General features: G+C 43.2%; 14 protein-coding genes. 7 read left to right on the top strand and 7 right to left on the bottom strand.

Features of this window, described 5'->3' with window-relative positions; translation table 11 throughout:
- Positions 1-263 precede the first annotated feature (263 nt).
- From gltB to mdoH, 4 genes are all read left to right on the top strand, one after another.
- Positions 264-4,751: a glutamate synthase large subunit gene (gltB, locus tag AB3N61_RS11630; RefSeq protein WP_367897644.1), complete on the top strand. Its 4,488-nt coding sequence runs from the start codon at positions 264-266 to the stop codon at positions 4,749-4,751.
- 155 nt (positions 4,752-4,906) lie between these two features.
- Positions 4,907-6,502 (top strand): glucan biosynthesis protein, encoded by a 1,596-nt coding sequence (locus AB3N61_RS11625; RefSeq protein WP_232421016.1) that lies wholly within the window; start codon positions 4,907-4,909, stop codon positions 6,500-6,502.
- Positions 6,489-6,899, top strand: a complete 411-nt coding sequence (locus AB3N61_RS11620; RefSeq protein WP_367897643.1) for a hypothetical protein — start codon at positions 6,489-6,491, stop codon at positions 6,897-6,899. Before AB3N61_RS11625 ends, AB3N61_RS11620 begins: the two co-directional genes overlap by 14 nt.
- On the top strand, positions 6,896-9,070 hold the full coding sequence (gene mdoH, locus AB3N61_RS11615) for a glucans biosynthesis glucosyltransferase MdoH (RefSeq protein WP_367897642.1): 2,175 nt from the start codon (positions 6,896-6,898) through the stop codon (positions 9,068-9,070). Before AB3N61_RS11620 ends, mdoH begins: the two co-directional genes overlap by 4 nt.
- Before the next feature lie 165 nt (positions 9,071-9,235).
- Here the strand turns inward: mdoH and cfa are convergent, their stop codons facing one another.
- The 7 genes from cfa to AB3N61_RS11580 all read right to left on the bottom strand — a co-directional run bounded on the left by cfa (position 9,236) and on the right by AB3N61_RS11580 (position 18,367).
- Positions 9,236-10,354: a cyclopropane fatty acyl phospholipid synthase gene (gene cfa / locus AB3N61_RS11610; RefSeq protein ID WP_020770237.1), complete on the bottom strand. Its 1,119-nt coding sequence runs from the start codon at positions 10,352-10,354 to the stop codon at positions 9,236-9,238.
- Between the two features lie 212 nt (positions 10,355-10,566).
- On the bottom strand, positions 10,567-11,682 hold the full coding sequence (locus AB3N61_RS11605; RefSeq protein ID WP_367897641.1) for a glycosyl transferase: 1,116 nt from the start codon (positions 11,680-11,682) through the stop codon (positions 10,567-10,569).
- Positions 11,682-12,482, bottom strand: coding sequence for a TrmH family RNA methyltransferase (locus AB3N61_RS11600; RefSeq protein ID WP_020770194.1), 801 nt, complete (start codon positions 12,480-12,482; stop codon positions 11,682-11,684). Before AB3N61_RS11600 ends, AB3N61_RS11605 begins: the two co-directional genes overlap by 1 nt.
- Complete coding sequence (locus AB3N61_RS11595; protein ID WP_367897640.1) at positions 12,479-13,351, bottom strand: class I SAM-dependent methyltransferase; 873 nt, start codon at positions 13,349-13,351, stop codon at positions 12,479-12,481. The genes AB3N61_RS11600 and AB3N61_RS11595 overlap by 4 nt, the downstream gene beginning before the upstream one ends.
- 4 nt (positions 13,352-13,355) lie before the next feature.
- Positions 13,356-14,603: a class I SAM-dependent rRNA methyltransferase gene (locus tag AB3N61_RS11590; RefSeq protein WP_367897639.1), complete on the bottom strand. Its 1,248-nt coding sequence runs from the start codon at positions 14,601-14,603 to the stop codon at positions 13,356-13,358.
- Between the two features lie 67 nt (positions 14,604-14,670).
- On the bottom strand, positions 14,671-15,957 hold the full coding sequence (locus tag AB3N61_RS11585; RefSeq protein WP_367897638.1) for a citrate synthase: 1,287 nt from the start codon (positions 15,955-15,957) through the stop codon (positions 14,671-14,673).
- A gap of 154 nt (positions 15,958-16,111) precedes the next feature.
- Positions 16,112-18,367 carry a transglycosylase SLT domain-containing protein gene (locus AB3N61_RS11580; RefSeq protein ID WP_367897637.1) on the bottom strand — a complete coding sequence of 752 codons (2,256 nt, stop codon included), beginning with the start codon at positions 18,365-18,367 and terminating at the stop codon, positions 16,112-16,114.
- A gap of 57 nt (positions 18,368-18,424) precedes the next feature.
- Between AB3N61_RS11580 and AB3N61_RS11575 the strand changes: the two genes are divergently transcribed.
- From AB3N61_RS11575 to AB3N61_RS11565, 3 genes are all read left to right on the top strand, one after another.
- Entirely contained in the window at positions 18,425-19,705 is a 1,281-nt protein-coding gene (locus tag AB3N61_RS11575) for a hypothetical protein (RefSeq protein ID WP_367897636.1), read from the top strand.
- 288 nt (positions 19,706-19,993) lie between these two features.
- Positions 19,994-20,764, top strand: coding sequence for a hypothetical protein (locus AB3N61_RS11570; protein ID WP_020770206.1), 771 nt, complete (start codon positions 19,994-19,996; stop codon positions 20,762-20,764).
- Positions 20,765-20,882: 118 nt separating this feature from the next.
- A complete protein-coding gene (locus tag AB3N61_RS11565; RefSeq protein ID WP_367897635.1) occupies positions 20,883-21,347 on the top strand; it encodes a GNAT family N-acetyltransferase in 465 nt (154 codons plus the stop codon).
- Positions 21,348-21,472 lie beyond the last annotated feature (125 nt).

Raw genomic sequence — 21,472 nt, 5'->3', positions numbered from 1 at the left:
TTGCTCTACCTTATATCTCCGTGAACTCAGTGCTCTCCGTGCGAACCTGAGGCTGATATAAGCCGTATATATGCGATTTGGCTCTGGATTCCTTTAAAAAGATCGTTTTCAAACTAGGCACTCGTAAATTTACTGGTCTAAGAATCGGACATTTGCTACAAAATTCAGCCAAACATCGCGTGGGTGGGGGTTCCCCGTCCGTGGACCAAGGCAAAGAGTAGAGTCCCGGATTTTATACCAACCCTAAAGAGGAACCTTAGCGGATGTTACACCTTGACGAACAGTTGCGGATCCAAAAGTACTTGGAGGAGAACGGTCTATACGACAGATCCTTCGAGCGCGATAACTGCGGAGTAGGCTTCGTCGCTTCTTATAAGGGCGAGTCCAGTCACCGAGTTGTATCTATGGGTTTGAAGGCGGTCGCATGCCTTACCCACCGTGGAGCCGTAGATGCAGATATGCAAACCGGAGACGGCGCCGGGATCATGATCCGTATTCCTAAAAAACTGTTTGCGAAATACATCGAAGAGATGGGTCACAGACGCCCAGATGAGGATTCTATCGGTGTGGGGATGGTGTTCCTACCAAGAGAGGACATAGACAAACAAGATGTTTGTCGTAGTCTCATCGAATCAGCACTAATGCAATTCAACTTCAAGCTATATGCTTGGAGATATGTTCCCGTAAATCCGGAGGTTCTGGGACCTAAGGCGAACGCTTCTCGGCCTCAGATCGAACAAGTATTGATCGGAAAACCGGATGGGATGTCAAACGAGGATTTCGAGACTAAATTATTCCTGATCCAAAAGAAAGTGATGAGAGATGCGCTCAGGCTTTCCATGAGCGAGGATTTCTATATTTGTTCCTTCTCTTCCGAAAGGATCACATTCAAGGGATTATTCAATGGAAACCAGGTCTCTCAGTTTTACGAGGATCTAAAAAGTGAGGAGATGGTTTCTCCTTATTGTATCTTCCACCAAAGATATTCCACAAACACTTTCCCAAGCTGGGCTTTAGCTCAACCTTTCCGGATCTTAGCACATAACGGAGAGATCAATACCATCGTAGGGAATAGGATTTGGATGCTTGCAAGGGAAGAGGAACTGGCCTGTGAAAAATGGGGGGAGTTCCAAAAAGAGATCCATCCGATCATTCGACCTCATTTATCCGACTCTGCAAGTTTAGACAACGCAATGGAAGCGATCGTACGTTCCGGTAAGGACGTTCTTCATGCAAAAGCGATGTTGATACCGAATGCGTGGAGTAAGAACGTTCAGATGACTGAAGGACTGAAATCATTCTACGAGTACAATAATACTCTTACCGAACCATGGGACGGGCCGGCTGCACTTGCTTTCGCAGAAGGTGATTGGGTCGGAGGAAGTTTAGACAGAAACGGACTTCGTCCTGCAAGATATGTGGTCACCGAGGATGGACTCGTCGTCATGGGCTCCGAAACCGGTTTAGTCCACATCGACGAAGAGATCATCACCAAAAAAGGAAGATTAGGTCCTGGTGATATGCTCGCGATCAACCTGAAAGAAGGTAAGATCTATTTTAACGAGGACGTCAACGCTCTATTCGAGAAAAAATACGATTATAGAGAATGGTCCAAAGAGAATGTGGAGTATCTGGATCAAACTATTGATGAATCTATTACTAAAACCATCACTTATTCCGGAGACGAACTGAGAAGAAGACAGATTCTTTTTGCGTATTCTCCATATAAACAAAAAGCGGTAATTAAACCTCAGGCGATCGCAGGTAAAGAAGCGATCGGTTCCATGGGAGATGATACTCCTCTTTCTATCCTAATGCTTTCTCGTATCGGACTATATACTTATTTCCGCCAGAGATTCGCTCAGGTGACAAACCCTCCGATCGATTATCTGAGAGAGAAGGGAGTTACTTCTCTTTATACTCGTCTCGTAAAGAAGACAAATCTTTTCGCGGATGAAAAACCCCAGAATTGTCTAGTACTTTCTCATCCATACCTAACCAATCTCGGATTACAAAGGATTAGGGACAAGGACGGAAAACAATACAAAGTCCTGACTTTGGATGCAACTTTCGAAGCTCATCATGAAGAAGGTGCGGCAAGAAATTATCTAGAACTTGCATTGGACCAATTACTTGCGGATGCGGTAAAAGCTGCGGAATCCGAAGTGAATATACTGATCTTATCGGACAAAAAACTGAACAAAGACCGTGCACCTATTCCTATGGAATTGGCAGTAGCAGCGGTCCATAATCATTTGATCCGAAACAAAAAACGTGCAGCGACTAGTATCTTAGTGGAAACCGGATCCGCATTCGAAATCCATAATGTGGCGGTTCTGTTAGGATATGGAGCTTCCGGTGTGAACAGTTACCTGATCTGGGACACTCTTCATGACCTATGGTCCAAGGGAGATTTCGATGCGGAAGACGGTACTCGTCCATCTTTCGCTACTCTATGCAGCAACTATCGTGCAGGGGTGGATGACGGACTTCTGAAGATCATGTCTAAGATGGGAATTTCCATCATGTCTTCCTATGTGGGCGGACAGGTATTCGAAGCGATCGGTCTTTCTCGAACTCTAATTTCTAAATACTTCCCGGGAACTTATTCTAGAATTTCCGGGATCGGTATCGGGGGTATCGAGCAGAATATTCTGCGCAACCACGACTCCGCATTCAATAAAGAGATTAATCCGGAAGACTTTATCTCCGAAAAGGACGACCAACCTCATAGATGGTCTCCTAAAGTAGTAAAATTCATCCGCAAAGCGGCGGTGGATAATGATTATGAAGCATTTTTGGAAGCTTCTAAGTTAATGGAAGAAAGTGATCCGATCAATATCAGAGATCTATTCGATTTCGTAGATCGTGCACCTGTTCCGATCGAAGAAGTAGAAACGGTTTCCGAGATCCAAAAACGTTTCTTAACCCCCGGTATGAGCCATGGCGCTCTTTCTATCGAAGCTCACACCGACCTTGCGGTCGCAATGAACCGCTTGGGAGCGAAATCTTCCTCCGGAGAAGGTGGAGAGAATCCATCTCGTTACGTCGTGGATTCGAAAGGGGATCTGGCGAATTCTTCCATCAAACAAGTCGCTTCTGGAAGATTCGGAGTGACTTCCGAATATCTGAACTCTGCAAAAGAGTTGGAGATCAAGATCGCTCAAGGAGCTAAACCGGGAGAAGGTGGACAACTTCCAGGCAAGAAGAACAACGAGGAGATCGCGACGAACCGCCATACTCCTCAGGGAATCGATCTGATCTCTCCTCCTCCTCACCACGATATTTATTCGATCGAGGACTTGTCTCAGTTAATCTACGACTTGAAACAAGCCAACCATACCGCTCAGGTTTCCGTTAAACTGGTATCCGAAGCGGGAGTGGGAACGATCGCAGCCGGTGTTGCAAAAGCGAACGCCGACGTGATCCTGATCTCGGGGCATGTGGGGGGAACCGGAGCTGCTTCTCTTACTTCCATCAAACATGCCGGATCTCCTTGGGAGCTTGGGCTTTCGGAAACACATCAAGTTTTAGTAATGAACGGTCTGCGTGATAGAGTGGTTCTCCGTACGGACGGAGGTATCGTTTCCGGAAGGGACGTGATCATCGCTGCATGTTTAGGTGCGGAAGAATACGGGATCGGGACCGCTTCCCTTGTGGCGTTAGGTTGTATCATGGCAAGAAAATGCCATTTGAATAACTGTCCTACGGGGATCGCTACCCAAGACCCTAAGTTCAGAGCGAAGTACAAAGGATCTCCCGATCAGGTCGCTACTCTGATGACTCTTCTTGCTATGGAAGTTCGTGAGTATCTGGCTAAGTTGGGATTCCGCTCTATGGACGAGATCATAGGCAGAACGGACCTTCTGAAACAGATTACACGTTATGAACAAGACCGCTTGGATTCTTTGGATTTGAATCCGATTTTGGTACGTCTTCCTCTTCTTTATGACCCTAAGAAGAAAAAAGACAGATTCGTAAGAAGAGAATCAGTCGGTGAAGTTCTGGACGATCGTATCCTAAAAGATGCGGAGCCTGCGTTAGAAGGAAAAACTTCTATGTCACTTTCTTATTCGGTGAAAAATACGAACAGGACTGTGGGAGCGAAAGTTTCCGGAATTATCGCACGTAAATACGGCTCCAAAGGTCTTCCCGGAAAATTGGAAATTATTCTCGAGGGAACCGCAGGTCAGTCCCTAGGAGCATGGCTCGTAAAAGGAGTACAGATCACTCTTCACGGGGATGCAAACGACTATGTTGGAAAAGGACTTTGCGGTGGAACGATCGTAATTCGCAAACATAGACGTTCCAAATTAAAAGCGTATGAGAATGTGATCATCGGCAATACCTGTCTTTACGGTGCTACTTCCGGAAAACTTTTCAGTTCCGGTAGAGCGGGAGAAAGATTCGGAGTAAGAAACTCCGGAGCGGATGCGGTTGTAGGCGGAGCAGGCGATCACTTCTTAGAATACATGACTAGCGGGACAATCGTTTGTTTGGGAACAGTCGGTAAGAATATGGGCGCCGGAATGACCGGAGGAAAGGCTTACTTCTTCCAGAAAGATTGGGAGTTGGAACCTTTAATCAACAAAGAATACGTGAAAATCGTGGATCTAGAAAACGAAGATTACGATATCATAAAGTCTTTAATTACTGAACATACCAAGTTAACCGGATCCGAACTTTCTGAAGAGATCTTGAAAGCTTGGGATGATTCCAAAAAGTATTTTGTGAAAGTGACACCTAAATAAAGTTAATTTTTAGGATCTGATTTCGCGTATCAAGGGCAAGGTTGAGATGAGTTCGATGGGGATTCGGGCTTAAAAGACCTTGCCCTATCTATGTACGAATGATACACTGGTCATGAGATCCGTTCTGTCGAAAGGAAGGATAAGAATTGTTACGTTTGCATATAATTCTAGCCTTTGTGGCGACTGCCTTACTCTTTGCCGTCGCAGATAGACAGCAGAGGCGGGATAGAGAAGAACCCGATTTCTCTTCTTCTCCTTTGCTTAGCGTGAGAGAGGGGGAAATTTCCGACCAACAAACTCATCCTACCTTCAAATTCTCATTCTCCGACCTCAAATCAAGAGCGAGGGCATTATCCAAACTACGTTACATTCCGCCTAGACGTTCCACTACCGACTTTTTAAAAGGTCTGCCTTGGGACCAATACAAGAATATTTATTTCCGTCCCGAAAGATCCGTATGGAAAAAGGAAGGAAATCCTTTCCAGTTGCAGTTTTTACATCCTGGGCATTTATACAATACCAATGTAAGAGTATTCGAAGTACGAGGTGATTTCGCAAGAGAGATCCCTTACGATCCTTCCGCCTTTGATCTATCCAAGTTAAAAGGTGTGGGAGAACTTCCACCTAACCTGGGTTATTCGGGATTCAAGATCCACTTTCCGATCAATACACAAGAACATACGGATGAGTTTGCCGTCTTCCAGGGTGCAAGTTATTATAGGATCATTTCCAAAAAACAATGGTATGGGCTTTCCGCTCGTGGGATTGCAGTCAATACTGGTATGCCTTATCCGGAAGACTTTCCTTCTTTTCGGGAATTTTACGTAGTCAAACCGGACAAGACCGATTCTTCGATCACGGTATATGCTCTTCTTGACGGAAAAACTGCTACTGGTGCTTACGAATTCCAGATCACTCCGGGAAAAATTTCCGCCGTTAAAGTAAGTGCAGAGGTGACTCTGAGGACGAAGGTAGATCGGCTTGGGATCGCTCCTTTAACCAGTATGTATTGGTATAGCGAGACGCGAGGAATTCCTAAAGGACAAGCATATCCTGAATCCCACGATTCCGACGGCTTATTGATCCATTCCGGAAAAGGAGAATGGATCTGGAGGCCCCTTGACAATCCGAAACGTAGCACTACATATTCTTTTCATGACGAAAATCCAAGAGGGTTCGGACTGATCCAAAGGGACCGGGAATTCCAGAATTACCAACATAGCGAAATGAAATACCACCTCCGGCCGAGCGCCTGGGTGGAACCTGAAATTCCCTTTGGAAAAGGGGCAGTTCATCTTTTGGAAAATCCTACCATCCAGGATTCGGATGATAATATGGGGGCTTATTGGATGCCTGAGCCTCTTCCCCAACCCGGAACTCCATTCGATTTTTCTTATACGGTTCGTTGGCCGGATACGGATCCGCTTCCTGATTCTTTGGCAAAAGTGGTAGCTACCCGGATCGGGGACGCACAAGGAGATCCGGACTTGAAGATGTTCTATGTGGATTTCAAAAGTTCCAACTTAAGTTCTTTGGATCCGTTCGCATACATTCAGGCAAGGATAGATACGGGAGAAAATGCGGAATTATCCGAATATTCCGTTCAAAAGATAGAAGAGACAGGAGTATGGAGACTAACCTTCGGAGTATATCCTAAGAACAAATTTAGGCCATCCGATCTGAAGGCGGCATTGAGCAGAAACCAAGAAATCATTTCTGAAACCTGGAATTTCGTACTTGAGCCGAACTAAGAAAAAACAGGAATTCGAGAGAGACTCGGGTCCTTCGGGAAATCCTCATCTTTCCAAAGAATGGGAACGTCTGGAACTTTACTTAAGAGGGATGGGGATCGAAGATAGTTTAGAGATCCATAATACTCTTTCCAAAGTTTTCGAAAAATCCAACTCCTCGGACAAAAATATATTCGAAATTTTTAAAGAAGAAACCTCCGTAAAATTACATCGTGAGTGGGAGAGTAGCTTGCCTCCTTTGGAGCCCGGTTCAATGGTTCCTAGACCGATCGATTTCGGGCCGCTTGCGGACTTGGCTTCTCCTTCTGCGGAAAAACCGGAACCCGTTGCTCTGGTCCTTACTGCATTATTTTGGGCCGCTGTTTATATCTCTCTGGCTTTTTGGTATTTTTCATGACGACGGAAACTTTTCCTACAAGTATACCCGAGCCTGAAGGGATCTTAAAAGAAGCCTTTGACTCCAGAAAGTTTACGTATAGAAGATTGGGTTTCGTGGGAGTTCTCGGACTTCTTTCCTTATTCGGGATTTATTTAGAATATCGTTTTCTTCTAATAAACGGGATCTCTCCGCTTGAATGGGCGACACTTTTGCTTTTCTGTTTTTTATTTCCTTTATTGGCATTCGGTGCCACCACCGCGATTTTTGGGACGATCCAAAGGATCAGAGGCGGAGATCCCACACGTATCTCCGGTTTGATTGCCGGACAGAAAGTGCACCCGAACGAACTCCCGCCGACCGCAGTAGTGATCCCGATCCATTGCGAGGATGTCGCTAGAGTAGCAGCAGGTCTGGAATCCATGATGAAGTCCGCTGCCTCGGTGGGTCTCGGAGAAAACTTGGACTTCTTCTTATTATCCGATACTACCGATCCGGACATTTGGCTACAGGAAGAGAAAGCATTCTCTAAACTTTCCAGAAAACCGGAAACAAAGGGAAGGGTATATTACAGAAAAAGAAGGATCAACCTGAACAAAAAATCGGGGAATATCGCGGATTTCTGTAGGAGATGGGGAAGACGTTATAGGTATATGATCGTCTTGGATGCGGACAGTCTGGTAACCGGTGAATGTATGCTGAATCTGATCCGTCTCATGGAAGCGGTGCCTAACGCAGGAATCATACAAACCGTACCAAAGATCGTCCGAGGAAAAAGTTTGTTCCAAAGGCTCGCACAATTCGGGACCTGGCTGGGTAATCCTATTTTCGGAGCGGGATCTTATTATTGGCAGGTATTTTCGGGGCCTTTCTGGGGCCATAATGCGATCGTACGATTAAAACCGTTTATGGAACATTGCGGACTTCCCGGTTTACCTGGAGAAGGTGCCATAGGAGGAAAGATCCTTTCCCACGATACGGTAGAAGCGGCCTTAATTAGAAAAGCTGGATATACTGTTTGGTTTGCATACGATTTAGAAGGTTCTTACGAGGAATGTCCTCCCAATCTTCTGGAAAGTTTGAAAAGAGACAACCGTTGGTGCCAGGGTAATCTACAACATTTTTGGTTCTTGTTCGTAGGTGGACTGCGGATTTCCAGTAGGATTCATATCCTTCTGGGGATCTTATCTTACGGAAGTTCTCTTCTTTGGGCTTTACTTTTGATTGCCACTAGTTTTACCGTAATGGCGGATACTGATTATTATCGTTTGGCATCTATTCCGGAAGAATGGGCACAATTTCAGGAAAGCATGTACCTTCCCGTATTCTATGGATTACAAATTTATACTATATTAATATTATTCATGCCTCGAATTCTTTCTTTTTTGGACGGTTTATTTTTCCGTAGAAAAGAAAGTGGGATCGGATTTTTCTCTTTTATCTTTTCCTTTTTTGTAGAGTTTATCCAGTCGGTGATCTTGGCTCCAGCCTATATGGTCCAATATACCAGATTTCTATGGATGACTTTCTGGAATAGAAAGATAGAATGGGGGCCTCAAAACAGGGATCCGGCTCAGGGGATCGATAGAATGGCAGCGGCTCGCGCCTTACTCCCTCAGGCATTTTATGGTACAGGAATTTCTATATGGTTATTCGTTTATTATCCTGTTCTTTTTTATTGGTTATTACCGATCACCGGCGGTTGGCTTCTTTCTTATTTCTGGGCAGTATGGACTTCGTCTTCTAAGCAGGGGGAACTTTGGAAAAGAAGGGGATTTCTTTTAACTCCCGAGGAAACCAAAAAGGATCCTCTTTTGACGGATACTGAAAAATTTGAAAAAGAATATTCGGAGTTTTTGGAGGGAATGGGATCGGGAAGAGGGATTTTTCTGTCCGTAGTAGATCCTCTTCTATTCCGTTTTCATACTTCTCGTTTGAGAACTCGAAAGAAAGAGTCGGATGCACGCAAAAGATATATGGATACTCTGGTCTCTAACTGGAAAGAATCCGGTCCTGATTCTTTGAATCCAAAGGAAATGAATAGACTTCTTTGGGATAAACGTACATTAAACGACCTACATTTTTGGTTTTGGGAAACGGATCTTTCGAAAACACATCCGTGGTGGAAGGAAAGATTTTTAGAATACCAAACCAGGATACGCAGAGAACAGATTGTTTCCTGGTTTAGATAACGAAGTCGCAGAGTAAGCAAGAGTTACTGAGTTGTTTTCGCGCAGAGATGCGAAGTCGCAGAAGTGATGCGATGTTGGAGTTCCTACATCGCCTTCACGATTCGATTAAAGTTTCAAAAACCTTGGTGCTCTCCGTAATCTCAGGGTTCTCGGTGCGAACCCTTTTTACCTCACAGCTTGATAGACTTCTTCTCTGGCTCCTTTAGAAAACACGAACTGCCAGAGTTGGATTTTCCGGGAGCGAAATGCACCTGCACAGCTTAAAAGATAAAATTCCCACATTCGTCTGAATCTTTCTCCGTACTTCTTCTGGATCCGGCTCCATCCCTTTTCAAAATTATGATACCAGGCCATGAGTGTCTTATCATAATCCGGACCGAAATTGTGAAGATCTTCCAATACGAAAAGGTTTTCACTCGCCTTGGTAATCTGCGCTGCAGAAGGAAGATGTGAATTCGGAAAAATATATTTTTCGATCCATCTATCGGTCACTTTGTGAGAATCATTGGAGCCGATCGTATGAAGTAAAAATAATCCTTTATCCTTTAGAGATTTATAAACTATTTCCATATAGGTTCGATAGTTTTTGTAACCGACATGTTCCATTTGGCCCACGGAAAGGATGGAATCGAAATTGTCTTTCACATCTCGATAGTCCAACAATTCGTATTTTACCTTTAGGTTTTTGGATCTTGCTTCGGCGAGTGCCAATTGTTCTTTGGATACGCTGATGCCAAAAACTTCCGCTCCATATTCTTTGGCTGCATATCTGGCAAGTCCTCCCCAGCCACATCCTATATCCAATACCTTCATTCCCGGTTGGAGATCCAACTTCCGGCAGATCAGATCCATTTTGTTTTCTTGGGCTTGGTCTAAGTTGTTAGCGTTCTTCCAATATGCGCAGGAATAAACCATTTCCTTGTCTAACATAAGCTCGAATAGATCGTTCCCAAGATCGTAATGTCTTTCTCCGACCACGAAAGCCCTGTTTTTAGACTGTCGGTTTAATATTACGGATTCTAGATATAGAAATAGATTCCCCCAGGTCTTCGCTGCTTTCTCTATACCTTTATCTAATAGCCTCCGGACTGTTTCGTCGAAACGATCGCATTCGAACCAACCGTTCATATAAGCTTCCCCCAAACCGAGAGAGCCGTTGCTGAGAATTTTTTCGAATAATCTATCGTCCTTTACTCGGATGTCCCAATCCGCATTTCCTCCGAAGCTGACTCCTGCCTTTGCAAATAATTCTTCTACTTTACCGCGAACTCTTTCTTTCCACATGATGTTCCTCCCTAAGCAATCGCAGTCGGGGCTTAAAATACTCGATTTTTATACGGAAGAAAAGTAAAAAAAGTAGGAGAGCGTGTTCCAAAGGGTTAACACTCTTTAAGCGAGGAGTTGATATTCGTCAATCCTCGACGGTAAGTAGCGGTTTGAAATAGTTGTGGACCGTATTCTATTTTGCCAAACGCATGTTAGTCGAATGAAGATACTTACTTGATAAGTTCAAGGATCGAATCTTGGATCTCTTGGATGGCGTCGTTTTGAAATCTGGGATCCGGAATAACGTTAGAGGATATCGCGACCTTGGAAGCTTCCTCCCAACGGAAAGAAAATAGGTCCTTTTGAGAGATATAGGAGGATCGATAATGAGATTGTAGCGCTTCTACCAAATATTTGTATTCAGGAAAGTTGCCTCTATCAGTGTAAAGTATGGGAGTTTCTGCAAAATAGGACTCACTTAAGATCCCATATCCCGGTTTGGTCAATACGAAGTCGCTAGCTCTAAGTAGATCCGGATAATGGCAATGTGGAATGGTTACGATCCCCAGATTATTTTTAGCCTCTATCTTCCATTCGATTCCTCCGATTACGATCCTTCTTTTGGAAGGGTCCCATTCTCTCCAATCGAATTGAGAGGAATCGATTCCATAAGCTCCGAAAGAAAAAAGATAATATTCAATTCCTTCTTCAAAGCCGTAATACTTTCTGGCCTCTTCTTTAGTTAGATTGGGCTTACGTCCTAATAAACCGATGTTTTTGGTTGAATGGATGGAAGTGACCGGACAAGAAAGGGGAAGAACCAGCCCCAAATCGCAAAGCGCGTATTCTTTCTTTAACTCTTCGGAATATTTTTGGAATATGGAAGATTTATAATATGAATAGATATAATCCCAGGTAAAATTTCCCAAAAATAAGGAAGGGATCTTTAGATCGTAGGAGATGAGAAAGGGAAAAGAAGAAGAATCAGACCAAATTATATCCGGTTTTTCTCTTTTAATCACTTCCGTTTCCGATTGTAGGAGTGATTCTTTATTCTTCTTAAATTCTAAAATTTCGGATTCGGTGGAATCCAGATCCATTCCGAGAGAATCTTTCTGGACGATACCAACGTCGCTTCTCGTTTTTCGAAACTGGATCCTTGGTCTGACTTTTCCCCAAATACCTGAAAGATCCAGGGAAGATGTAAATTCTTCTCCTCTGGGAGAATGAATGGTCGCGGTCCATTCGGGATTTTGGAGTAATATCCGGATGATCGCTTCTAAGCTGCGGCTAATATGACCAAAGCCGTGGCCGCTCACGAATGCGGAAATATGGATCTTTTTCATTACCGATTCTGTCGAAGTACTTCGTACATTAAAATTCCTGCGGACATTGCCAGATTTAAACTGTCTGCCACTCCCTTCATGGGAAGAGAAATATAATGGTCACTTTGAGATCTTGTATATTCACTTAGACCGTATTGCTCGCTTCCGAAAACAAGCGCGACCTTTCCTTTTAAATCCGCATCCCAATATAAGGAGTTTGCCTCGGGGGTCACTGCGAAAGTTTTATAACCTGCATTTTGTAGAATAGGATAAAGTTCCTTAATATCGGACTGGAAAACATCCAAGGTAAATATTGTTCCGGTGGAAGAGCGGATAACGTTCGGGTTGAATAGATCCAGTCTTGGGTCCGCAACGAAAACCTTATGAAATCCTGCGCCTTCTGCGGTCCTTAAAATGGTGCCGAGATTTCCCGGTTTTTCCACACCTTCGATTACGAGTATCGGATCGTCCGATAGTTTCGTATTAGGGGATAAGGAAAAGTCAGGCAACTCGGCGGTGGCAATCAAACCGTCCGGTCTATCCCTGTATGAGATTTTTTCGAAAATCTGTTTCGGAACGAGGATCGTTTTCGCATCTATAGAAGATACGAGGTCTTCTTCATTTTCGCCTAAATAACAAGCGGGGCAGATAAGTAAATATTCGAATTTGACCTTGCCTGAGACTTTCGCTCTTTGAATCTCTCTAAAACCTTCTATAAAAAATGTACCGGATTTCTCCCGGTTCTTTTTTTCTTTTAATCCGGAGATATATTTCAGCTTTTCATTTGAAAAACTGCTGATTTCCAAAATGTTTTTTTTCAAAGTTTTACTCTATTCGAATAAAATACGCAGTTGGAACCCGCCGGATGTAATCTTCCCGTGGACTCCGAAATGGAAAGTTCTTCCGTGAGATAATTCCCGGGAGTTTTGATCCTTCCTTCCAGAATCCTTCGAAGCGCCAAAGGACTGAATCCTGTGGAATGACAGGTCAAGAATACGAACTCCGGCTTATTATCGCATAATTTCATAAGAAGGTCCATCATCTCAGGCAGATCTTTTTCGATTTTGAATACTTCTCCGCTTGCTCCTCTTCCGAAAGTGGGAGGATCCAAAATGAAACCTATATATTTTTTCTCTCTTCTGATCTCTCTATTCAGGAATTTTAATACATCTTCCACGATCCAGCGCACTTTTTTTCCTGCGAGACCGGAAACTTGTGCATTCTCTCTGGCCCATTCTACCATTCCTTTGGAAGAATCCAAATGGCAGGCATCCAAGCCGCCGGCTAATACGGATAAGGTGGAAAGTCCCGAATAAGCGAATAAATTTAAAACCTCTCCCTGTCCGGATAGTTGTGAAGAAACATTTCGGATCCGATCCCAATTACTCAATTGTTCCGGAAAGATCCCAAGGTGCCCAAACGGTGTAAAACGTATCTTAACCGTTAATGGCGGGATCTGGATAAGAAACTCGTCTTCCGAATCCGGTCTGGATGCCCCTTTCCAACTCCAATTTCCACCACCCTTATCGCTTCTGTGATATTCTCCATCGGCGTCTTTCCAAAGAGAAGGTTGAGTAGGCGGCCATGCGGCAACCGGAGAAGGACGGATCACTTTATACGGGCCCACTTGTTCTAACTTTTTGAAATTTCCGGAATCGATGAGTTGGTATGTATTTTTCGTAGTGCTCATAAGTTCACTGATCTAAGGGCTCGCATTTTTTATAGATATGGACCTTGAAATATTTCCCTTCCGGAAATTCCTTACGCGTAGGATGATCCGGTTCCGGTCTTAATTTGAAAAGATCTTTGTACTTCCATCCTTTGTTTGCCAAGGTTTCTCGACCAATCTTTTCGAATTCGGACTCCAAGATTCTTCCGGAACAAGAAAGTAAGATCAGGTCTCCTCCCGGTTCCAAATGAAAGAGTGCCTTACTAATTAGACTACGATATGCTTTTTTGCCTGCGGGGATAGAGGCCTGGTTCGGAGTCAGATTGGGTGGATCCAATATGATAAGTGAAAATTTTCGGCCTTCTAAAAATCCCCAGTCTTGGAATAGATCCGCTCGGACAAGAAGATGTTTGCCTTTTGTGAAGATCGTGTTTTTTTTCTCGAAATTCGGGATCTCTTGTTCGGGTAAAATGCGGGACGCAAATTCTTCAAGAGCTTCTTTCGCTCCATCGGCAGATAAGACCGACTTTGCCCCGGCTTCTTCCAAACAAACGGAAGTGAGTCCGGTATGAGAGAATAAGTGTAGGCAATCTCTGTCGCGGGCTAATTCCGATTTTTCTAATATAAACGAGCGAAGATTTCGTACATCTAAAAAGAATCCGCCTTTCTGACCAGGGATCTTCGTTTTCCAATGTACCTGATTCAGAAAAATTTTTTCCTCGTAGGGGATTTCCTTTTTGCCACGCAGAAAACGAACAGGCAAAGATTTTTCTGAACCGATTCTCTGGGGAGAGATCCAAACGATCTGTTTTGGGATTGGTTCTTCCACACTAGGAGCTGCCGAATAAAGAAGCCGAACTACTAATCTGGAAAACTTTTGTAAAGATTGAGAGTAGGTCTGGACGACCCAAGTGGATCCATATCGATCCACTGTAACTCCAGGAAAAAGATCGTTCTCTCCATGTATAAGTCTGTATGCGTTCGTTTTTGTTCTAAGAGGTTTTCGAAGTTCTAATGCATTCTCAATCGTTTGCCTTAATTGAAAAAGGGAGAAATCATTTCCTCTTTGGATGATCCGTATTCCGATCGGACCGGAAGAAGAATAGATCCCGAATCCTAATGTTACGTTCGTTCCGGAAACAAGCCTCATCCAATCTCCATCTTTGAATGCGGAGATCGCAGTGGATAATTTTCCGTTTAAGATCCACGGATGTCCCGAATTCAGGATGAATTCGGTTGTTTTGTTGAGTTGGTAACGGCGAAAACGGTTCATTCCAGAATACGTAAAAAAAGGACAGAGCGTAACCCTGTCCTTTTAAAATTATCAGCCTTAAAAAATTTTACTTTTTCTTAGCGTCGTCATAAGAAGTATTCGTAGCACCCGTATAGATCTGACGAGGTCTTCCGATCTTCATATCGGGAGATTCGATCATTTCTTTCCATTGAGCGATCCAACCCGGAAGACGTCCCATCGCGAACATTACAGTAAACATGTTCACAGGAATTCCAAGCGCGCGATAGATAATACCGCTATAGAAGTCCACGTTCGGATACAATTTTCTTTCCACGAAATAAGAATCTTTGAGCGCAGCTTCTTCTAATTCTTTAGCGATATCTAATAGAGGATCGTTCACTCCAAGTCTAGAAAGAACCGCGTCGCATGCTTTTTTAATGATCTTAGCGCGAGGGTCGAAGTTTTTATAAACCCTATGTCCGAATCCGGAAAGACGGAATGCGTCGTTTTTATCTTTTGCTTTTTCTACGATCTTTTTCACAGGAAGACCGGAAGCTTTGATCTCTAGTAACATTTCTAACACTTCTTGGTTGGCTCCTCCGTGACGAGGCCCCCAAAGTGCGCAGATCCCTGCGGAGATCGCCCCATACAAGTTTGCGAGCGATGAACCCACCAAACGAACGGTAGAAGTGGAACAGTTTTGCTCATGGTCCGCGTGAAGGATCAAAAGCAAATTGAGAGCTTTTACGATTTCCGGATCGATATAATAGTCTTCACTCGGAACGGAAAACATCATATTCAAGAAGTTGCTGCAATAATCCAGGTGGTTCATTGGGTGAACTGTGGGTTGGCCCAATGATTTTTTATAAGCGAACGCAGCGATCGTAGGAAACTTCGCTAAAAGACGAACCATAGAGATATGTCTATGATCCGGATTTTCCGGATCATAAGAATCTTGGTAATAGGTGGAAAGGGAACCGATCATTGTGGACATGATCGCCATCGGGTGACCGTCTTTTGGGAATCCATTATAAAGACGTTTTAGATCTTCATGGATCAAAGTATGCATAGTCAGCTCTTTGTCCCATTCTTGTAGTTCTTTGTCGGAAGGAAGATGACCGTAGATCAAAAGGTAAGCCACTTCGGTGAAGCTTGATTTTTCGGCCAATTGTTCGATCGGGATCCCACGGTATCTTAAGATCCCTAATTCTCCGTCCAGGAACGTAACCGCGCTAGTGCAGGCTCCGGTATTTAAATAACCGTTATCTAATGTAATGTATCCTGTTTGCTGTCTGAGTTTGGAGATGTCTATGGCCTTTTCGTTTTCCGTTCCCGTAATGATGGGTAGTTCATATTCTTTACCGTCGATTTTTAAGATTGCGGTGTTTGCCATTTTTTACTCCTGTTAGATGAATGATATCGGACGAACCGGCATAAGGTAGACCTTGGGACATTGAGACGAAATGAAAGACTCGGCCCGGTCCTTAGAACTATCCTATGAATCGGAAATTCTAGACAATCCAAAAAAAAGAATCCGTTTTGTCCGCTCAGCGGTTTTTGTACTGCCTTAAACTTTGGTAATTATAGTAGTTCGACGTTACGATCCTGCAATAATCACGGGGTTCTTTGAGAGGAAGTTCCTCTAAAAAATGATTAAAATCTCCGTGATAATGATTTCGTTTCCATTTTCTGAGATTTCCGGGACCTCCATTATAAGCAATAGAAGCCCATTTCAAATCGTTTTCATTGGAGGAGAGAAGGTATTTTAGGAATTTTGCACCCATTTGGATAGAAATTTCCGGATCAAAAAGAGAATAAGGACCAAGTCCCAAACCTTGGGCTAACCCTTTTCCGGTAGGTCCCATAATCTGCATGAGTCCTCTCGCATTGGAAGAAGAGACTGCATTCTCCTTAAAAAAGGACTCCTGTCTCATGACCGCATACACGATATCTTCTTCGATCCCGAACGATTGGGAATAATGAGAAACAATATCCCTATGGGGTCTCGGATAGATCCTGGAAGCGAGTTTAGAAGGAAGAAGGATCACATCATCAGGGATCCTTCTTCTTTTCATTAGATTTCTTGTATGGAAGACTGTCAGATATTGGTTACCGGTCACCTCTCCCAGGGCGGCCAAAATTTCGTCTTTTTCCTCTTCGGATGATCCGGTTTGTAAAACGTATTTATCCACGAGAGAACTTGCGTAAGCCATTTCTCCGATCTCTAAATATTCTTTAGCATTTTGTAATAGATGGTTTCCTCTCACCTTGCTATGAGCGGAATCGATCCGAATATCCAAGGAGAAGGAGTCGGGAAAATAAGCGAATTCCAGATCTCTTCCCAGGATCTTGTCCGAATATTTGGGATCTCCCGAGGTTAAGGAAAGATATTCGAATAATGAATCCTTACTTCTAAGAGGACTATCCGGTTTCTGTATGGAAGAGATCTCCGTCGCAAATTCTTCCCGGATCACTCTGGTGTAATAAGAACCCGGAATGAATTTATAATAAGATCGTAACCAAGAGAGAAGTTCTTCCTGTTTACCCTTGGATTTTAAACTTCTCAAATACCAATAGACTAATCTACCTTTGACGGGAAGATTCGGGATCCGCTTTAGAGCCTCTTTCCAATACGATTCTTCCAGAAAATGGGAATGATCCCCGATCAAAAGATCGATCAGCTCGTCTTGTCGGATCAAATTATAAGGATTTTTTTCCAGAGAAGAAAGTAGTCCGTTAAAATATTTATCCCTTTCTCCCAAACGTTTATAAGCTCGTGCATACGCATATTCAACGGATTCGGAAGAAGAAAGATTCGTTTTTTCTAATAAATCCAAACCTGATTTTGCAAGATTTTGGTTGGAAAGTTCCACGGACATCGCCGCGGTAAATTCGGGAAAATATTCCGCAAAACTTCTATGCCTGGAAAAAATGGAAGAAAGTCTTTCCGGATAATATTGGACTAACCCTCTTGCGGCTGCTTTCCAGCTTTCCGGCCTTTCAAATGTGGTAGAACTAAAATATTGGTGGGATGAAATGAAGGATTTTTTATCGCTACTATTTAAGAATGGCAGAAATAATACTCCTTTTTCCAAAGGGATCTGTTTATAAAAAGATTCTCCTTTCCAAGTCCTTAGATCCGTATAAATATCTTTTTTAACGTAAGAAGGAACATTTCCATCTTCTGCGAGAGCGTATAAAAGATTTTCTCCTTTTTGTGTTTCACCGAATTTGTACAATGCCTTGGCGTATCTATAGTAAGCCATGGCTCCGAAATATTCTTTTTTATCCTTCTCCGAAAAACTTTCGGCGTAATCTTTTGCCTCTTTGAATTCTCCGTTTTCGTAATGAATCCTTAGTATTTCCCCGATCACATTTTTATACACCGGATCATAGTCCGGAGGAAGTTTTTTTAAATATGAGATAAGTTCGGAAGAAGATACACTTTTTCTTTTAACCATTTCCTCATACAATTTCCAAAAACTCATTTTGGTGATTGCATTCAAAGGGGGGAGAGGGTTCTTGATGATACCCTGAAGTTCGTCCTTGGTGACGCCTACTACAAGTCTGCCCTTTAAAAGGGAAACCAGATATCTAAATTTATTTCCATGGTCTCCGTCCGGATGGTTTTCATGAAAACGTACGAGAGCATAGACCTCGGACTCTTTGGAAGGGGACCTTTCCCGGAAAATCCTGCGTATTTTTTCTAAACTATAGGATTTGACCAAGTATTTTAGGTCGTCGTCCGCAAAAAGACTGCCGACAACTAGAAACGGGAGTAACCCCAGAATCGTTTTTTTCATGCGATTCTTCTCACTTAATCCGCCTTAAAAAGGGTTCAACTCCAAAAAGGAGTCTTTATGCATATATCGGTATCAAATACGGAATGGCCTGAAATAACTTTAAAACATCCGGACTTCGAAAGTAAAAAACTGGATCGAAAACCGGATACGGAAGTCCTGCGACTCAAAACAAAAATATTAGACCATTATAGCGGAAGTATCTTAACACATTTGAGGCCCTCACATTGTTTCAGGGCGGACTTATTCGGAAGATTCGTATTCCATTCTCCCCGTCTGGACTGGATTAGAGAAGACGGGATCACCGAAAGAGAAGAAAAACTTCTCCGCTTGTTCTTCCAAGAATTATTGGATGAGCTAAAAGGGAATCTGGTTTGGGACCCCGAGTTATTTTTCTTATGTTCCGCGTTCTTACTTTGCGAGGACAGAATTCGAGATTACCAGGAATTGGTGGATTCTTTCGGAGAAGAGCTGAAAGAAGCAAAAGAAGGAAGAAGATTATTATACTTCTTAGGCGCAATCCCCGAGTCCGAAAGTTTTCTGAAAGAAGGTCTAGAAAGAAAAGAAAGGATCAGCTATAACCATAAACGACAAGGATTAAACCAAGAAGAGCAGAATGAATTATTCGATCTGGTAATTTCTTCCCAAGAGCCTGATCTGGCAGGACTTGCTTACTTCTATTTTAAGGATAAAAGAGAAGGCATCCGAAATATAAAAGTTTTAGATGCGAGCATTGCGAGAAGGATCGAAGAATTTTCCAGAACGGAAGCGGATTTTTTCTTGGACCAATATTCGCTCCGGCATTCGATCCTGGATAGATTCTTCTTAGTCAAAAAATGTAAACCGAGAGACTTCGTATTCGAATGGGTCGCAGAGGAAAAAAAGAAAAACGGAAGAGAAGAACTAAAAGAAACTCTACGTGATTCCATCCAAGAAGGAAGCGACGACTCCTTATTCGAACGTTATAAGATCTTAAAAGAACAAGGGATGTCCTACACTCTCAGACCGTTCGAACTTTTGGTGCTTTGGAATTCTACCTTGGCAGGAGAATTGGATTCCGAAATGATCGGAGTCCGCGCTCAAACTCCCGGTTCCTATCTAACCCAAAGAGCGATTGCAGTCCAAGAATTTAAGGATAAAAAATTCGAGGCATTCCGAGAGAGATTGGTCCTGACAGGAAGATTCCAATACTCTCCCGAGATGGTATATCTAAAAGCGATCTCTCTGTTAGAGACGGGTCCAGTGGAAGAAGGTGTTCAGCTTATGGAGTCCTTGGTGTATAAATTCCCGCAGTCCGATTTTTTAAGATTGGTTTTGGACAGGTATAAAAGTAAGAGTTAAGGATTCTGATGTAGGAATTCCAACCTGGGTTTCAAGACAGCCCCCACCCTGCATTGGGAATGGGGGGAGTGGCTTGTGGGAGCGCGCATTTTCCTTATCACAAAATTCTTCCTCTGTCAATAAAATCTTCCTTTTCAAATCCATGTAGGAATTCCTACAAAATCTAAAAAATTCTCTCTCTAAACTCCATGTTCTCTGTGCGAAACTTCCTCTAATTTGAGTGTAAATTGGCTGGAGAATTTCCTTGCCTTAGAACTGTACTTCTTTTACAATTTGCCCTAAGACCCCATGGCCATCACCCAAGAACAGATCCTCGAACTCCAACGTCATCAAAAGATGATCCAGCAATTGGAGAAAATCCAAAGATTGTCCAAAAACGACGAACAAAAGTATCGGGTATCCCGGGATCTGGAAAAATATCGAAATCGGATGAGGGAGATTTCCCCCGAGGGAATTCCGGATAATCTCGAAACTGCCGCAGAGCAGATCCGTATGTTCCGTGAAAATCCGGACGCCGCTGGCCGCATCTTGGCCAAGTATCCGATCATGAAAATTTCTCCGAATTCTAACGATACGGAAGTGAATCAAATCGGAACCTGGATCAACGTTTTAGATCGGGAGTATCTTCCTATATTAAATGAAACTCATATTCGTTTCGATTTCTCTCACGGGAACGAGAAGGACGGAGTGGTCAAACATATGGAAAATATCCGCCGGAACATTAAGGTTCTAACCGAGACGATCGAAGAATACCAAGCCGCCGAAAAACAGGATTTCAGAGAACAGTTAAGCCGGATGAAAAACAAACAGACCCGTATTTTTATCGCGGAAGCTTTCGAAATGTTCCAAAAGTTTAATGAATTCCTCTCCAAGGTTTTGGGCGAGTTCAAAGCGGGCGGGGGAGTGATCATGAATATAGAAGATCGGATCACTTTTAATTCTCGTTTTGAGAAGGCTACCGAGTTGGAAGGCAAATCTATTCCGGAGGCTTTGGAAGAATTTAGGGAATTCACTGCGGAAGTTTTAGATCGAATCAACGTTCCGAATATCAAACACTAGATCCAAAATTCGTTTGTATCAGGCGAAGGAGTAAAGTAAAAAAGATTTTGAACTTTTTATTGGGAGATGTTTACAACTTTGCGGCTTTGTGTAAATATCTCCGAGCCTCTTGGTATAGATGAATCATACGATCAGAAAACTTTCTTCCGACGAAACCCCTCCTATGGATCTCTTACTTCTTGCAGATCCTGATCAGGAGATCATTCTTTCTTATTTGGATAGATCTTCCGTGTTTTTGATGGAGTCGGAGAAGGGAGAGTTGATCGGAGTCTACCTTCTTCTTCCCACCCGACCACATACTGTGGAAATCGTGAATATTGCGGTCTCGGAAAAATTCCAAGGCCAAGGATTCGGAAAAAAATTACTCGCTCATGCCTCGGAAACCGCAAGGTCCCAAGGATTTCTAACTTTGGAAATTGGAACGGGCAATTCGAGCATTGCTCAATTGGGCCTCTACCAAAAATCCGGCTTCTCCATTTCTGGGATCGATTTTGGATTTTTTCTCAGGAATTATCCGGATCCAATCTGGGAAAATGGGATCCAGTGCAAGGATATGATCCGATTGAGCCGGCATTTTTCTTAGGATTTTCCGGAAATTCCGGGGCATGAGTTCCTATAAACTGCTACAGTCCGAGACCGGAGTAAAAACCGTATCGAAACTAAAAAATTCCTTTTCCTATGCCCAGGGGGCCGTTTAGCTTGTGTTTA

This window comes from Leptospira sp. WS58.C1 (assembly GCF_040833995.1).
GTDB lineage: Bacteria > Spirochaetota > Leptospiria > Leptospirales > Leptospiraceae > Leptospira_B > Leptospira_B cinconiae.
This window is presented reverse-complemented; position numbering and strand designations above follow the sequence as displayed.

Coding starts and splice junctions, on each gene's coding strand:
- AB3N61_RS11590 (WP_367897639.1), bottom strand. CDS start 14,603: ATGAACCGTTTTCGCCGTTACCAACTCAACAAAACAACCGAATTCATC.
- AB3N61_RS11570 (WP_020770206.1), top strand. CDS start 19,994: ATGGCCATCACCCAAGAACAGATCCTCGAACTCCAACGTCATCAAAAG.
- cfa (WP_020770237.1), bottom strand. CDS start 10,354: ATGTGGAAAGAAAGAGTTCGCGGTAAAGTAGAAGAATTATTTGCAAAG.
- AB3N61_RS11565 (WP_367897635.1), top strand. CDS start 20,883: ATGAATCATACGATCAGAAAACTTTCTTCCGACGAAACCCCTCCTATG.
- AB3N61_RS11605 (WP_367897641.1), bottom strand. CDS start 11,682: ATGAAAAAGATCCATATTTCCGCATTCGTGAGCGGCCACGGCTTTGGT.
- AB3N61_RS11585 (WP_367897638.1), bottom strand. CDS start 15,957: ATGGCAAACACCGCAATCTTAAAAATCGACGGTAAAGAATATGAACTA.
- mdoH (WP_367897642.1), top strand. CDS start 6,896: ATGACGACGGAAACTTTTCCTACAAGTATACCCGAGCCTGAAGGGATC.
- AB3N61_RS11595 (WP_367897640.1), bottom strand. CDS start 13,351: ATGAGCACTACGAAAAATACATACCAACTCATCGATTCCGGAAATTTC.
- AB3N61_RS11575 (WP_367897636.1), top strand. CDS start 18,425: ATGCATATATCGGTATCAAATACGGAATGGCCTGAAATAACTTTAAAA.
- AB3N61_RS11580 (WP_367897637.1), bottom strand. CDS start 18,367: ATGAAAAAAACGATTCTGGGGTTACTCCCGTTTCTAGTTGTCGGCAGT.
- gltB (WP_367897644.1), top strand. CDS start 264: ATGTTACACCTTGACGAACAGTTGCGGATCCAAAAGTACTTGGAGGAG.